This window comes from Planomonospora corallina (assembly GCF_042650625.1).
Taxonomy (GTDB): Bacteria; Actinomycetota; Actinomycetes; order Streptosporangiales; family Streptosporangiaceae; genus Planomonospora_B; species Planomonospora_B corallina.
Genome location: NZ_JBHSBM010000017.1, coordinates 26,718 through 41,314 on the forward strand (window position 1 = coordinate 26,718; position 14,597 = coordinate 41,314).

The window sequence follows — 14,597 nt, forward strand, 5'->3', positions numbered from 1 at the left end:
CGCGGCGCCGGCGGCCGCCGGGAGCAGCGCGCCTCCCGCGACGAGGGCGAGGACGGGGACGAGACGTGCCGTGCGGCGCATGGAGTACCTCCCGAGACCTGGGTGCTGGGTCGGGAAGCTAGTGCGCTTGATCTCCGTTTTCTCATGGTTCGCGGCTATTGATATGGCGGGATTCCGGCACGGGGCACGTTCCTCACCAGGGGTTTCCTCCCGCCACGCCTCCCATGCCCGTGCGGCATGGCCCGGGCGGGTCCGCGGGCGCGCCCTCCGCCCGGGAGAATGGGACGGTGCAGCCAGACACCACCCGCTCCGTCGTCCTGCTCGGCTCGACCGGCTCCATCGGGACCCAGTCCCTCGACGTCATCGCCCGCAACCCCGGAGCCTTCCGGGTGGCGGCGCTCGCCGCCGGAGGCGGCCGGGTCGACCTGCTGGCCCGCCAGGCGGCCGAGTTCCGGCCCGAGGCGGTGGCCGTGGCCGACCCCGCGGCCCTGCCCGCGCTGAAGGAGGCGCTGGCCGCCCACGGCGTGACCGCCACGGTCCTGGCCGGCCCCGAGGGGGTCGCCGAGGCCGCGGCCTGGCCGTGCGACACCGTGCTCAACGGCGTCACCGGCGCGCTCGGGCTGACCTCGACGCTGGCCGCGCTGGAGGCGGGCCGCACGCTCGCACTCGCCAACAAGGAGTCGCTGATCGTCGGCGGACCCCTGGTCAAGCGCCTGGCCAAGCCGGGGCAGCTGCTCCCCGTCGACTCCGAGCACTCCGCGCTCGCCCAGTGCCTGTGGGCGGCCGGCCCCACCGGTCCCGACGCCTCCGCCGTGCGGAAGCTGGTCGTCACCGCGAGCGGCGGGCCGTTCCGCGGCCGGTCCCGCGCCGAGCTCGGCGCGGTCACGCCCGAGCAGGCGCTGGCCCACCCCACCTGGTCCATGGGGCCGGTCATCACGATCAACTCCGCCACGCTCGTCAACAAGGGCCTGGAGGTCATCGAGGCCCACCTGCTCTTCGACATCGGCTTCGACCGGATCGACGTGGTGGTGCACCCGCAGTCGGTCGTGCACTCGATGGTGGAGTTCACCGACGGCTCGGTCGTCGCCCAGGCCAGCCCGCCGGACATGCGGCTGCCCATCGCGTTGGCCCTCGGCTGGCCCGAGCGGGTCCCCGGCGCGGCCTCGCCCGTCGACTGGACCCGGGCCCACACCTGGACCTTCGAGCCGCTCGACGACGAGGCCTTCCCCTCCGTGGCGCTCGCCCGCCACGTCGGCGCCGCGGGCGGCACGGCCCCGGCCGTCTACAACGCCGCCAACGAGGTCTGCGTGGAGGCGTTCCTGGCCGGGCGGCTGCCGTTCCTGGGCATCGTGGACACCGTCGCCGCCGTCGTCGGCGAGCACGCCCCCGGCGAGGCCGGCTCGGTGGAGGAGGTGCTCGCGGCCGACGCCTGGGCCCGGGCCCGGGCCCGGGAGCTCACCGCCACGGATTGATCCACGGACCGATCCACGGACCGATCCACCGCCACCGTCCCGTCACCGCCCCGCCGCCGCCCGGCTCGCCGCCAACGCCACCGTCCGGCACTGCCTAGACTGGAGCGGTCGTCGACTCTAAAAGGCTGAAAAATGACTTCTGTTGCTCTCGGTATGCCCGCGGTGAGGACCAAGCCGATCGCCGAGCGCCGCCGTTCCCGCCAGATCATGGTCGGCTCGGTCCCGGTGGGGGGTGACGCGCCGGTCTCGGTGCAGTCGATGACCACCACGGTCACCGCCGACGTCAACGCCACGCTCCAGCAGATCGCCGCGCTGACCGCGTCCGGCTGCCAGATCGTCCGGGTGGCCGTGCCCTCCCAGGACGACGCCGAGGCGCTGCCCATCATCGCGAAGAAGTCGCAGATCCCGGTGATCGCCGACATCCACTTCCAGCCGAAGTACGTCTTCGCCGCGATCGAGGCGGGCTGCGCCGCGGTCCGGGTCAACCCGGGCAACATCAAGAAGTTCGACGACAAGGTCGGCGAGATCGCCCGCGCCGCCGCCGACCACGGCGTGCCGATCCGCATCGGTGTCAACGCCGGCTCGCTCGACCCGCGCCTGCTGGAGAAGTACGGCAAGGCGACCCCCGAGGCGCTGGTGGAGTCCGCGCTCTGGGAGTGCTCGCTCTTCGAGGAGCACGGCTTCCGGGACATCAAGATCTCGGTCAAGCACCACGACCCGGTCGTCATGATCCAGGCCTACCGGCTGCTCGCGGCCAAGTGCGACTACCCGCTCCACCTGGGCGTCACCGAGGCCGGCCCGGCCTTCCAGGGCACGATCAAGTCGGCGGTGGCCTTCGGCGCGCTGCTGGCCGAGGGCATCGGCGACACCATCCGGGTCTCGCTCTCGGCTCCGCCGGTGGAGGAGGTCAAGGTCGGCATCGGCATCCTCGAGTCGCTGGGCCTGCGCGAGCGCGGCCTGGAGATCGTCTCCTGCCCGTCCTGCGGCCGGGCCCAGGTCGACGTCTACACCCTCGCCGAGCAGGTCCAGGCGGGCCTGGAGGGGCTGAAGGTCCCGCTCCGCGTGGCGGTCATGGGCTGCGTCGTCAACGGTCCCGGCGAGGCCCGCGAGGCGGACCTCGGCGTGGCCTCCGGCAACGGCAAGGGCCAGATCTTCGTCAAGGGCGAGGTCATCAAGACCGTCGCGGAGTCGCAGATCGTGGAGACCCTGATCGAGGAGGCCCTGCGCCTGGCCGAGGAGATGGGCATCGAGGTCGACCTCGACGACGACACCCCCGGGCCCCAGGTCGTCGTGGGCTGATCCCCCGGTCCTCCGCGGCCGCCCCCGCGAATGGCCACCCGCCGCAATCACTCGATCACGCGTTGGTAAGCATCCGGCCGGGTGACCGGCGGCCGGGCCGCCCTCCGGGGGACCATCTCCCTGCCGAACGAGGAGGGGGAGTCCCACGTGAAGAGGGTCGTCGGGGTCGTCGCGGGCATCGGGATGCTGGTCGTGGCCGTCGGTGTGCCACCGCAGGCGGTGGCGCACACCAGTCATGACCTCGCCCGGGCCCTCACCTGGGGGCCCTGCGAGCGGACGGGCACGACCCGCGCGGCGCCCGAGACGGAGTGCGCGACGCTCCGGGTGCCGCTCGACCACCGCATGCCGTACCGGACGATCGGCATCGCCCTGAACCGGATCAAGGGGAAGGCCACCCGGGGCCATCTGGGCCCGCTGCTGGTCAACCCCGGCGGGCCGGGGGCCTCCGGCATGGACCTGGCCGCCTTCGTGGCGACGGCGCTCCCCTCGGGGCTGGCCGACCGGTTCGACGTGATCGGCTTCGACCCGCGCGGGGTGGGCCGGAGCAGCCCCGCGCTGAACTGCGTGGACCCGGACAAGTACTACGAGCCGCCGCGCCCGGACCACGTGCCGAAGACCGAGCAGGAGGAGTCCGCGCTGCTCGGCCGGGCCCGGGAGTACGCCGAGGCGTGCGAGCTGCGCTGGAGCTGGCTGCTGCCCCACCTGACCACCGAGAACTCCGCCCGGGACATGGACCTGATCAGGGCGGCGCTGGGCGAGTCCAAGATCAGCTATTTGGGCTACTCCTACGGGACCTACCTGGGCGCGGTCTACGGGACGCTCTTCCCGCACCGGGTCAAGCGGCTCGTCCTGGACAGCGTGGTCGACCCACGCGGCATCTGGTACAGGTCCAACCTCAAGCAGAACACCGCCTTCGAGCGGCGGCACAAGGACTTCCTGGCCTGGACGGCGAAGCACAACGACGTCTACCGGCTGGGAGCCAGGGCCAGGGCCGTCTCCTACGCCTGGTACGCCACCCGGGAGCGGCTGCGCACCCGCCCGGCGGGCGGTGTGCTCGGCCCGAGCGAGTTCGACGACCTCTACACCGTCGGGGGCTACTCCGACCTGGTCTGGCCGGAGCTGGCCCAGGCCTTCTCCGCCTACGTCCGCAGGGGCGACAGCGCCCCGCTGCTGGCCGCCCACCGCAAGCACGTCAAGAACGACGCGCAGACCGAGAACGGCTACGCCGTCTACCTCGCCACGGAGTGCGGTGACGCGCCCTGGCCCCGCACCTGGAGCCGGTGGAAGGCGGACGCCGCCGCGCTCCACGCCCGGGCGCCCTTCCTCACCTGGCAGAACACCTGGTACAACGCGCCGTGCATGTTCTGGCAGCAGCGGGTCGCGCCTCCGGCCCCGGTGAAGATCCGCCAGGACGACCGGCTCCCGGCCGCGCTGCTCGTCCAGTCCCGGCGCGACGCGGCCACGCCGTACGCGGGGGCCCTGGAGATGCGCAGGATCCTCACCCGCTCCCGGCTGGTGGTCGAGGGCGGCGGCGACCACGGCGTCGCCCTCTTCGAGGGCAACCGCTGCGTGGACGGGCACCTGGCCGCCTACCTGCGGGACGGGACGCTGCCCCGCCGCGGCGCGCGCGGGAGCGGGGGAGTCGACGCGCGCTGCGCGGCCCAGGCCCCTCCCGCGCCCTCCGTGCGGGCGGAACGTGTCCTGATGACTCGGGATCAAGTCGGGTAAGCGCCGATATGCGAGCCGGTCCCGCCGGAGCCGGGGCGGTCGCGTAGGCTGGCCCTGTGATGCTGCGCACAACGGTGTCGCGCGTGCTCGACGACAACGACCGCGACGAGGTTCTGGCGATTCTCGACGCCGATCCCGTCGCCAACGTCTTCGTCGCCTCCAGGGTCCGCTCCGTCGGGCTCAGCCCGGCGCGGCTCGGTGGCCAGATGTGGGGGTTCGGACCGCGCGGCGGTCTGACCTCCCTCTGCTACGCCGGGGCCAACCTCGTCCCGGTCAACGCCGGCCCCGAGGCCGTGCACGCCTTCGCCGACCGGGCCCGCAGGCAGGGCCGCCGCTGCTCCTCGATCGTCGGCCCAGCCGACGCGGTCGAGTCGCTCTGGGAGCGGCTGGAGCCCCACTGGGGACCCGCCCGGGCGATCCGCTGGGCCCAGCCGCTGATGGCCACCGCCGGCCCCTCCCCGGTCCCGGCCGACCCCCTGGTGCGGCGGGTGCGGCCGGAGGAGTTCGACATCCTGCTCCCGGCCTGCGTGGCGATGTTCACCGAGGAGGTGGGCGTCTCCCCCGAGCTGGGGGACGGCGGCGCGCTCTACCGCTCCCGGGTGGCCGAGCTGATCCGGATCGGCCGCTCCTACGCCCGGATCGACGACGGCACGGTCGTCTTCAAGGCCGAGATCGGCGCGGTGACCCCGCAGGCATGCCAGATCCAGGGGGTCTGGGTCAACCCCGAGCTCCGCGGCCGGGGCCACGCGGTGGCCGGGATGGCCGCGGTGGTCGGGCACGCGCTCGACTGCTTCGCCCCGGTGGTCTCGCTGTACGTCAACGACTACAACGCCCCGGCCCGGGCGGCCTACCGGAAGGCGGGCTTCACCGAGGTCGGCACCTTCATGTCGGTGCTGTTCTGAAGGCCTGTCCCGCAGATCACGGGAGCCGGTCCACGGCGCCGCCCCGGGGACCGGCGGCGGCGCCCGTCCCGCGCCACGCGGCCGACGCGGCCGACCGGCACCGGACTGTGATCAGCAGCGCGACGCCCCCTGGACGGGTGGCGTGACGGGCGCATAGGTTGATCATCTCTGCCGTCCGGGTGCCGGGCTGCCCGGCGGAGAGCCGGGAGAGAGGCCGGAAGAAGGCCGCCGCCGGATGTCGAGGACCCGTTCCCCGCTCCGACCGAAGGGCGACGGCGCTCCGGTGGGGGGCGCCCGAGACGGAGAGGACACCCGAGATGAAGTACGTCGCGATGATCTACGGCAACCAGGCCAAGTGGGACTCCTTCCCGGCTGAGGCGTGGCCGGAGGCGGTCGCCAAGCAGGAGGCGTTCAACGCCAAGTACCGGGAGAGCGGCGAGCTGCTGGGAGCCTTCGGCCTCGCGGACGCCGCCACCGCCCAGCTGGTGCGCCGCAGGGACGGGGCCCCCGTGGTCACCGACGGCCCGTACCTGGAGACCAAGGAGTACCTCGCCAGCTTCTACCTGCTGGACTGCGAGAGCCTCCAGCGGGCGCAGGAGATCGCGGCGGACATGCCGTTCGCCGACACGGACCCGGTGGAGCTGTGGCCGGTGCTGCACGAGTCCGCGACGGACCTGTGAGCGGCGCGCACCACGGGACAGAGGGGATCGAGGACCTGCTGCGCGAGCTGGCGCCGCAGGTCCTCGCCGCGCTCGTCCGCCGCCACGGCGCCTTCGACGAGTGCGAGGACGCCGTCCAGGAGGCGCTGCTCGCCGCCGCGCTGCAGTGGCCCGGGACGGGGACGCCGGACAACCCGCGGGGCTGGCTGGTGACCGTCGCCTCCCGCAGACTGGTCGACCAGGTGCGCAGCGAGGCGGCGCGCCGCCGCCGTGAGGACGCGCTCGCGCTGGCCACCCCGCAGTCCGCGCTGCTGGCCCAGGCCGCCGACACCGTGCCCGCCGCGGACCGGGACGACTCCCTGGCCCTGCTGTTCCTGTGCTGCCATCCCGCGCTGTCCACGCCCAGCCGGATCGCGCTGACCCTGCGCGCGGTCGGCGGCCTGACCACCGCGCAGATCGCCGCGGCCTTCCTGGTCCCCGAGCCGACGATGGCCCAGCGCATCAGCCGGGCCAAGCAGGCCGTCAAGACGGCCGGCACCGCCCTGTCGCTGCCGGAGGGGCCGGAGGGCGCCGAGCGGCTGGCCGAGGTCCGGCACGTGCTCTACCTGATCTTCAACGAGGGCTACACCACCACCGGCGGCACCGAGCTGACCGCGCCGGAACTGTCCACCGAGGCGATCCGGCTCACCCGGCTGCTGCACCGGCTCGTCCCCGAGGACGCCGAGACCGCGGGACTGCTCGCCCTGATGCTGCTGACCGACGCCCGCCGGCCGGCGCGCACCGGCCCCGGCGGCGAGCTGGTGCCTCTGGCGGAACAGGACCGCGGCCGGTGGGACCGCCGGCTCATCGCCGAAGGCGTGGACCTGATCAGCCGCACCCTGCCCCGGGGGCGGGTCGGCCCCTACCAGCTCCAGGCGGCCATCGCCGCCGTGCACGACGAGGCCGAGCACGCCGACGCCACCGACTGGCCGCAGATCCTCGCCCTGTACGACCTCCTGGAGCAGTACGGGCCGAATGCGATGATCAGCCTCAACCGCGCCGTCGCGGTCGCCATGACCCGGGGTCCGGCCGCGGCGCTCGACCTGCTGGAGAAGCTGGGGAGCGACAAGCGCATGGCGCGCCACCACCGGCTTCTCGCCACCCGCGCTCACCTGCTGGAGATGCTCGGCCGGCACGAGGCCGCCGCGCACGCCTACCGCGAGGCCGCCCGCCGTACCGGCAGCGCCCCCGAGCGCCGTCACCTCATCCGGCGCGCTCACCGCCTGGAGAGCGCGGCATGCCCCGGACCGGGCACTCCGTGATACGTGACGGTGTCCCTCAGAGGCGGACCAGGCAGGCCACCAGGTGCTCCAGTTCGGCCTCGGGGTCGGCGGTGAGGCCCGCGTGGACCGGGCCGGCCTGCACGATCGTGCTGCGCGGCGCGGTCAGCCAGCGGAACCGGCCGCCGAGCGGCTCGGCGGCCAGCGGGCCCGCGTCCGGGGTGCAGGACAGCCGGTAGGCGTCGAGCGCCTGCCGTACCGTCTCGACGTCGGCGCGGGGGTCGAGGGCGAGCAGGCGGGCCTCGTCCAGCTCGACCCGGGCGCACAGGTAGCCGCGCGGCTGGCAGTAGAGCAGCACCCCCGCGTTGATCAGCTCGCCGCGCTCGACGCGGGGGACGACCCGGATGACGGCGTACTCGTAGACGTCTCTCACCGGTGGTCCTTCCAGAACGTGCCGATGGAGCCGCTCCTGCGCTCCCGGCGGGGCTCCGCCGCCCCGGCGACGGGCTCGGGCAGCCAGGCCCGCGGCCCGTGCGCGCGGGCCAGCAGGTGCTCGGCGTAGGCGTGCCGTACGGCCTGCGGGCCGTCGAAGCCGGGCTCGTCCGCCAGCCACTCGTCGGGCACCTCGCCGGTCACCTCGCCGAGCAGGTCCGGGGTGATCCGCGCGCTCAGCTCGGCGTCGGCGGCGGCCATCTCGGTGGCGAAGGGGGCCAGGACGTGGTCGCTCGCGTCGAAGGCGCGCTGGGGGTCGGCGGTGCGCCAGTTGTGGTGGAACCAGAGGGCGGCGCCGTGGTCGATCAGCCAGACGTCGCCGTGCCAGAGCAGCAGGTTCGGGTTGCGCCAGCTCCGGTCGACGTTGTGGACCAGCGCGTCGAACCAGAGCAGCCGGGAGGCGAAGGCCGGGTCGGCGGGCCAGGCGAGCGGCTCGAAGCCGAGCGCGCCGGGCAGGAAGTCGACGGCGAGGTTGCGCCCGGCGCTGGCCTTGAGCAGGTCCTGGATCTCCTCGTCGGGCTCGCGGGCGCCGAGCTGCGGATCGACGCCGACGACCTTCAGCTCGGGGGTGCGGAAGCCGAGCCGCCTGGCCAGCTCGGCGCAGACGACCTCCGCGACGAGCACCCTGCGGCCCTGCCCGGCGCCCCGGAACTTCACCGCGTAGGTGCCGAGGTCGTCGGCCTCCATCACACCCGGCAGCGACCCGCCCTCCCGCAGGGGCGTCACGTAGCGGGTCGCCGTGATCTCTTCCAGCACCCGGCCAGGCTATCGGCTCGCGGTGCGGCGCCCCGCCCCCCGGGCCGCGGTGTCGTCGGCCATCCGGCGGTCATCCCGCGACGGCGCGCCCGGCCTCGCGCTCGAGGTTGTCGAGGAGCCTTTCCAGCACCGCGTCGTGCTGCCGTCGGATGAGCACCGGCCACAGGATCCGGAACAGGCCCGTGGTGCGGCCGGTGATCTCGTGCCGGACCAGGGTGCCGCCCTCGGCGGGGTGGAGGGTGAAGCCGTGCCCGCCGGTCATCTCCCGGGTGTCGAACCACAGCCGGCGGCAGGGCTCGACGGCGCCGACGCGGTAGCGCATCGGGCCGTGCTCGACGGGGGCGCCGGGACGGGCGCCCTCGGGGAGGCGGAAGCTGCCCTTCTCCTGGGGCCAGAGCCGGTCGCCCTCGCCGCCGAGTCCCGTGAGCAGGTCCCAGACGCGCTCGGGGGAGGCCGGGACGAGGCGCTCGTGCATGTTGTACACCATGAGATTCCTCCATACGGTTGCGTACGGTCCGACTGTACGCCTCCGTATGGAAGACTGTGCGAATGGGTCGGCTGAACGCGGGGGACTGGGCGATGGCGGCGCTGGAGGCGCTGGCCGAAGGCGGTCTGGCGGCGGTGGCGGTGGAGCCGGTGGCCGTACGGCTCGGCACCACCAAGGGCAGTTTCTACTGGCACTTCGCCAACCGCCGGGCGCTGGTCGAGGCGGCGCTGGCCCGCTGGGAGGCCGGCACCGAGGAGATCATCGCCGGGCTGCTGGAGATCCCCGACCCGGTGCTGCGCATGCGCACGCTGCTGGAGTCCGCCTTCGGCGACCCGGTGGACTCCAAGATCGCCTTCCAGCTCGTCAGTGCGGCCGACGACCCGCTCGCCGCCGAGACCGCCCGCCGGGTGAGCGCGCGGCGGCTGGAGTTCATGGCGGCCACGCTGGAGGAGGCCGGGCAGCCGCCGGACCTCGCCCGGGGCCGCGCCGTCGCCGGCTACAGCGTCTATCTCGGGATGGCCGCCCTGCACAGGGTCGGCGCGGTGGACGAGCCGATCGGCGCCTTCATGGACCTGGCCCTGTCGGAGATGGGCCTCACCTCCTAGACGTCCTCGGCGACGGTCGCGGGGCGCCTCCGGCGGAGGGGGACGAGCGGCGGCGGGCGCCTTCGCGGGCCGGACCGCGGGGCCGGCGGGCCTGACCTGAGCATCACATGAGTGTCACGGTCGCGGGCAGATGGGATTGACTTCCGTTGACTGCGGGGGATGCCTCTTCTTGAGTGGGAGAGTGGCGGCGAGGGGAGGCCCGCAGGTGCCGTATGCGCAGCCGCTCAAGCCGGGGGATCCAGAACGGCTGGGCGCGTACGAGATCGTCGGTCGGCTGGGCGAGGGCGGCCAGGGGGTGGTGTACCTCGGGATGCATCCACAGGCCGCCCCCGAGCCGTACGCGGTCAAACTGCTGCACGGCGTGCTCACCGAGGACCGGGCGGCGTTCCTGCGCGAGGTGGAGCTGGCCAAGCAGGTGGCCAGGTTCTGCACCGCGCAGGTGATCGACGCGGGGCTGGAGGGCGACCGCCCCTACATCGTCAGCGAGTTCGTCGACGGCCCGTCCCTCCACCGGGAGGTCGCCATCGGCGGCCCGCGGGCGGGCGGCGCGCTGGAACGCCTGGCCATCGGCACGGCCACCGCGCTGACGGCGATCCACCGGGCCGGGATCGTCCACCGCGACCTCAAGCCGCAGAACGTGCTGCTCGGCCCGGACGGGCCGCGGGTCATCGACTTCGGGCTGGCGCGGGCACTGGACGCGGCGGCCACGCAGAGCGGGCGCGGCGCGGGCACCCCCGCCTACATGGCGCCGGAGCAGGTCGAGGGGGCCGAGATCGACCCGGCCGCCGACGTCTTCTCCTGGGGCGCGACCATGTGCTTCGCGGCCAACGGCCAGGCGCCGTTCGGGCAGGACTCGATCGCGGCCGTGCTGCACCGCGTGCTCACCGCGCGGCCGGAGATGGGCCGCCTCGACGGCTGGCTCCGCGAGCTGGTCGCCGGCTGCCTGGACAAGAACCCGCGCAACCGCCCCACGAGCCGCGAGCTGCTGCTCACGCTGCTCGGTGAGGGCGGGGACGGGGAGATCGCGGCGGGGCGGGCCGCCGGTGGGACGGCCGCGGAGGGCGGGGAGGACGCGGCGGGGCGGGCCGCCGGTGGGACGGCCGCGGAGGGCGGGGAGGACGGCACGCCCCGGTCGTCGCTCTCCACCGGTCTGCTCTCCCGTTCCGAAGTCCCCCTGGGCTCCGGATCCCCCCTTGGCCCGAAGGGTCCCGGTGCGGAGGGCTCCAGTGCAGAGGTCCTCGGTGTGGAGGTCCCCGCGGCGCAGGGGGCCACCGGGGCGCGGGGGGCCACCGGGGCCGTCTCCATCCGCTCGCGCTCCCTGCCCTTCCCCGCGGGCGCGGTCCCCGCGCCCCGCACGGCGGCCGGGCCCGCGCCGGCGGTCCTTCACGAACCGGCCGGGGCGCGCACGCACCCGGGGCGGGCGGCCACCAGGGCGTCGGTGGCGGTGTCGGGCTCGTTGCTGGTCAGCACCGCCGTGCTGGTGGCGGTGCTGGTCCCGGCGCTGAGCGGAGGCGGCGGACCCGCTCCGGGCGCGGCGCCGGCGGCCACGGCCCCGTCCGGGACACGGGCGGGCGCCGGTGAGCGGGCGGAGCGCGACCTGCGGACCGATCCGCTCGCCGCCCCCGACCGGGCCGCTCTCCCGGACGGGACCGCGCCCCGCGCCGGGAGCCCGGTCACCGTACCGGCCGTCGGCGTCACGGTCCCGGCACTGGCCGGGACGGAGCGCTCCGAGGCGCTGCGCGCGCTCAAGAAGGCCGGGCTGGCCGGGACCGTCACCCAGGTCGACTCCGCAGAGCCGGTCGGCAGGGTGCTCGGGAGCACGCCGGAGGCGGGCGCCATGGTGGGCAGGGGAAGCCGGGTCGACCTGCGGGTCTCTGCGGGTGTGCCGGTGCCGGAGCTGGCGGGGCTGCGCAGGAAGGCCGCCGAGCGCGCGCTCGCGGCGCTGGGGCTGGCGACCGGCGAGGTGACCGTGCGCTGCGCGGACCGGCCCGCGGGCCAGGTGGTCGCGAGCAGCCCCGGTGCGGGCGAGCGCGTCTCCTCGGGCGCCGCGGTCGCGCTGACGGTGTCGCGGCGCGGGGCCGGGGTGCCCTCGGTGGTCGGTCTGAGCGAGGCGGAGGCGCGTAGCGCGCTGACCGGGGCGGGCTTCGCCGTGCGGACGCGGGCACGTCTGGTGGACGGGGCCCGCTCCGGGCAGGTGCTGGCGCAGAGCGCGGGGCCCGGCGGGTGCGTCCGGACGGGCGCCACGGTCGTGGTCACGGTCGGGGTGGGGATGCAGAGCGGGCCCGGGCCGGGGGAGGAGCCGACCACCGGGCCGACCACCGGGCCGACCACGGGGCCGACGACCAGGCCGACCACGGGACCGGACCCGGCTGATCCGGCCGGCCCGGGGAGCGTCGAGGGGGCCTGATGCGGCCCGGGAACGGCGAGGACGTCCGGCTCCTGCCAGCGCGGGGTCCGCCGGAGGGGGAGGTGGCGTTCCTCGCAGACGGTGTCCGGACGCGGTGATTGTGGTGATCGTCTCATTTCCGAATGCCGTACGGTCATCCGGGAAGTTCACGCCTAGGCTTTTCCGGTACCCCCGTGTGGTGTACCGGACGTTGTCCGCGCGTTGCTCTCGAAGACGTCAATAGGGTGGTCCCCCATGTCAGGGTTTCTGGGACGGCTCGGTGAATGGTGTGCGCGGCACGGCAAGATCGTGCTGGCGCTCTGGATCCTGGTCGCGGTGGGGCTCACCGCGGGATCGCTGCTGTTCCCCGGCCCGGTCAACAACAACGTCGCCATTCCCGGCACGGACGCGCAGCGCGCCCACGAGCTGATGCGCGAGGGGTTCGGCCCCGGGTTCGATCCGGGCGGCACCGTGCAGATCGTGCTGCACTCCCCTGACGGCCTGCTCACCGACGAGCCGCGCAAGCACGCCGTGGAGCGTGCCATGGACCGCATCCGCGAGATCCCGCACGTGGTGAAGGTGGAGAGCCCCTACCGCCTGGGCGGCATGGCCGCCAACCGGCAGATCGGCATGATCACGGTCAGGCTGGAGGGGCACGACAACTCCAAGCTGGCCGAGACCACCCGGAAGCTGTCCGCCGCGGCCGACCCGGCCCGCGAGGCCGGCATCGAGGCGGTGCCCTCCGACACCGGGACCCCGGCAGACAAGGAGATCAAGACCGGCGCCAGCGAGGCCATCGGCGTCGTCTGCGCGCTGCTCGTCCTGCTGTTCGCCTTCGGCACGCTGGTCGCCGCGATGATCCCCATCTTCACCGCGCTGGTCAGCATCGCGACCGGCCTGGGCGTGATCAGCCTGCTCGGCCACGTGGTGGACGTGCCCAAGCAGGCGTCGATCATGGCGACGATGATCGGCCTCGGTGTCGGCATCGACTACGCGCTCTTCCTGCTCAGCAGGCACCGCAAGCTGCTGGACGACGGGCTGGAGGTGCACGAGTCGGTCCGCCGGGTGGGCGCGACCTCGGGCGGCGCCGTGGTGTTCGCCGGCGGCACGGTGATCATCGCGCTCAGCGCGCTGCTGCTCGCCGGCTTCCCCATGCTGCAGACGCTCGGCTGGATCACCGGCATCTCGGTCGTCTGCGCGGTGCTCACCTCGGTCACCCTGGTCCCGGCCCTGCTCGGCCTGCTCGGGCACCGGATCGGCGCGCTGCGCCTGCCGTTCGCCGGCCGCCGCAGGCCCGCCGACGACTCGTCCGGCTGGGCCGGGCTGGGCCACTGGGTCGCCCGGCGGCCCTGGGGCGTGCTGGCGCTCAGCGTCGCGGTGCTCGCCGCGCTGGCCGCGCCCGCCCTCGCACTCGGCATGGGCACGCTCGACGACGGCTACGGCGACCGCGGCACGGAGTCCCGCCGCGCCTACGAGCTCAAGCAGGCAGGGTTCGGCCCGGGCATGAACGGGCCGCTGATCGTGATCGCCGACCTGGAGGAGAAGGTCGTCGACCGCGAGCCCGCGCCCGCCGTACTGCAGGCGCTGGAGGACGGGGTCGCCGCCGTCGAGGGCGTGGCCCACGTCAGCGAGCCGGTGCTCAACACCGGCGGGACCGCGGTGATGGTCCAGGCCGTCACCGAGTTCGCGCCCAGCGACCCCCGGGCCGTCGAGGTCGTCGAGGCGGTGCGGGAGATCCGGATCGAGGGGGCGAGCGTGCACGTGGGCGGCGAGGTCGCGGGCATGGCCGACGTCGGCGCCCGGATCACCGAGCGCACGCCCGCGGTGATCGGCGTGGTGGTGCTGCTCAGCGCGCTGCTGCTGCTGCTGGCGTTCCGCTCGCCGGTGGTGGCGCTCAAGGCCGCGCTGATGAACCTGGTCTCGCTCGGCGCCGCCTTCGGCGCGCTCTCCCTGGTCTTCTCCCTCGGGCTGGGCAGCGGGCTGGTCGGAATGGACCCGCCGGTCGGCGTGGACGACTCCTACGTGGCGACGCTGTTCTTCTCGGTGCCGATCGACAGCTACATCCCGCTGATGCTGTTCGCGGTGCTCTTCGGACTCTCGATGGACTACGAGGTCTTCCTGCTCACGGCCGTGCGCCAGGCCTATCTGAAGCACGGGGACAACAGCAGGGCCGTGGCCGAGGGGCTGGGCGCGACCGGCAGGGTGATCACCTCAGCCGCTCTGATCATGGTCGCCGTGTTCGTCGCCTTCATCGCCTACCCCGACCCCATGGTCAAGATCTTCGGTGTCGGGCTGGCGGTGGCGGTGGCCGTCGACGCCACGATCATCAGGGGACTCCTGGTCCCGGCGACCATGGTCCTGCTCGGCCGCTACAACTGGTGGTGCCCGAGGTGGCTGGACCGGATCCTGCCCAACCTCTCCATCGAGGGCCACGAGGAGGAGGCCCACGGCGAGGAGCCGGAACGGGAGCTCGTCGGAGCCGGCCGCCTCTGAGCGCCGCCCTCGCCTGACCCGCGCCTGATACGACGGGATACCACGGGCCGGCCGCCCCA

Annotated in this window: 12 protein-coding genes; 9 read left to right on the forward strand and 3 right to left on the reverse strand. The window is 74.2% G+C overall.

Annotation, left to right across the window (positions count from 1 at the left end; all coding sequences use genetic code 11):
* Positions 1-287: 287 nt before the first annotated feature.
* The 6 genes from dxr to ACFOWE_RS13330 all read left to right on the forward strand — a co-directional run bounded on the left by dxr (position 288) and on the right by ACFOWE_RS13330 (position 7,361).
* Positions 288-1,472: a 1-deoxy-D-xylulose-5-phosphate reductoisomerase gene (dxr, locus tag ACFOWE_RS13305; RefSeq protein ID WP_377287600.1), complete on the forward strand. Its 1,185-nt coding sequence runs from the start codon at positions 288-290 to the stop codon at positions 1,470-1,472.
* 132 nt (positions 1,473-1,604) lie between these two features.
* On the forward strand, positions 1,605-2,771 hold the full coding sequence (ispG, locus tag ACFOWE_RS13310; RefSeq protein WP_377287601.1) for a flavodoxin-dependent (E)-4-hydroxy-3-methylbut-2-enyl-diphosphate synthase: 1,167 nt from the start codon (positions 1,605-1,607) through the stop codon (positions 2,769-2,771).
* Between the two features lie 147 nt (positions 2,772-2,918).
* Complete coding sequence (locus ACFOWE_RS13315) at positions 2,919-4,499, forward strand: alpha/beta hydrolase (RefSeq protein WP_377287602.1); 1,581 nt, start codon at positions 2,919-2,921, stop codon at positions 4,497-4,499.
* Between the two features lie 59 nt (positions 4,500-4,558).
* Positions 4,559-5,401, forward strand: a complete 843-nt coding sequence (locus tag ACFOWE_RS13320; protein ID WP_377289100.1) for a GNAT family N-acetyltransferase — start codon at positions 4,559-4,561, stop codon at positions 5,399-5,401.
* 317 nt (positions 5,402-5,718) lie between these two features.
* On the forward strand, positions 5,719-6,081 hold the full coding sequence (locus tag ACFOWE_RS13325; protein ID WP_377287603.1) for a YciI family protein: 363 nt from the start codon (positions 5,719-5,721) through the stop codon (positions 6,079-6,081).
* Positions 6,078-7,361, forward strand: coding sequence for an RNA polymerase sigma factor (locus tag ACFOWE_RS13330; protein ID WP_377287604.1), 1,284 nt, complete (start codon positions 6,078-6,080; stop codon positions 7,359-7,361). Before ACFOWE_RS13325 ends, ACFOWE_RS13330 begins: the two co-directional genes overlap by 4 nt.
* Before the next feature lie 16 nt (positions 7,362-7,377).
* Here ACFOWE_RS13330 and ACFOWE_RS13335 read toward each other — a convergent pair whose 3' ends face one another.
* From ACFOWE_RS13335 to ACFOWE_RS13345, 3 genes are all read right to left on the reverse strand, one after another.
* Complete coding sequence (locus ACFOWE_RS13335) at positions 7,378-7,752, reverse strand: DUF3037 domain-containing protein (protein ID WP_377287605.1); 375 nt, start codon at positions 7,750-7,752, stop codon at positions 7,378-7,380.
* Entirely contained in the window at positions 7,749-8,567 is an 819-nt protein-coding gene (locus tag ACFOWE_RS13340) for a HipA family kinase (RefSeq protein WP_377287606.1), read from the reverse strand. Before ACFOWE_RS13340 ends, ACFOWE_RS13335 begins: the two co-directional genes overlap by 4 nt.
* A gap of 70 nt (positions 8,568-8,637) precedes the next feature.
* Positions 8,638-9,054 (reverse strand): SRPBCC family protein, encoded by a 417-nt coding sequence (locus ACFOWE_RS13345; protein ID WP_377287607.1) that lies wholly within the window; start codon positions 9,052-9,054, stop codon positions 8,638-8,640.
* Positions 9,055-9,116: 62 nt separating this feature from the next.
* Between ACFOWE_RS13345 and ACFOWE_RS13350 the strand changes: the two genes are divergently transcribed.
* From ACFOWE_RS13350 to ACFOWE_RS13360, 3 genes are all read left to right on the forward strand, one after another.
* Positions 9,117-9,659, forward strand: a complete 543-nt coding sequence (locus ACFOWE_RS13350) for a TetR/AcrR family transcriptional regulator (RefSeq protein WP_377287608.1) — start codon at positions 9,117-9,119, stop codon at positions 9,657-9,659.
* Positions 9,660-9,864: 205 nt separating this feature from the next.
* Entirely contained in the window at positions 9,865-12,066 is a 2,202-nt protein-coding gene (locus ACFOWE_RS13355) for a protein kinase domain-containing protein (RefSeq protein WP_377287609.1), read from the forward strand.
* Between the two features lie 234 nt (positions 12,067-12,300).
* The gene (locus tag ACFOWE_RS13360) at positions 12,301-14,538 is read left to right on the forward strand and encodes an MMPL family transporter (protein ID WP_377287610.1); all 2,238 of its coding nucleotides are present in this window, start codon (positions 12,301-12,303) and stop codon (positions 14,536-14,538) included.
* Positions 14,539-14,597: the final 59 nt, after the last annotated feature.

What these genes read in the sequence shown, in the direction of transcription:
- ACFOWE_RS13345 (WP_377287607.1), bottom strand. Translation starts at nt 9,054, where the DNA reads ATGGTGTACAACATGCACGAGCGCCTCGTCCCGGCCTCCCCCGAGCGC.
- ispG (WP_377287601.1), top strand. Translation starts at nt 1,605, where the DNA reads ATGACTTCTGTTGCTCTCGGTATGCCCGCGGTGAGGACCAAGCCGATC.
- ACFOWE_RS13325 (WP_377287603.1), top strand. Translation starts at nt 5,719, where the DNA reads ATGAAGTACGTCGCGATGATCTACGGCAACCAGGCCAAGTGGGACTCC.
- ACFOWE_RS13320 (WP_377289100.1), top strand. Translation starts at nt 4,559, where the DNA reads ATGCTGCGCACAACGGTGTCGCGCGTGCTCGACGACAACGACCGCGAC.
- ACFOWE_RS13350 (WP_377287608.1), top strand. Translation starts at nt 9,117, where the DNA reads ATGGGTCGGCTGAACGCGGGGGACTGGGCGATGGCGGCGCTGGAGGCG.
- ACFOWE_RS13360 (WP_377287610.1), top strand. Translation starts at nt 12,301, where the DNA reads ATGTCAGGGTTTCTGGGACGGCTCGGTGAATGGTGTGCGCGGCACGGC.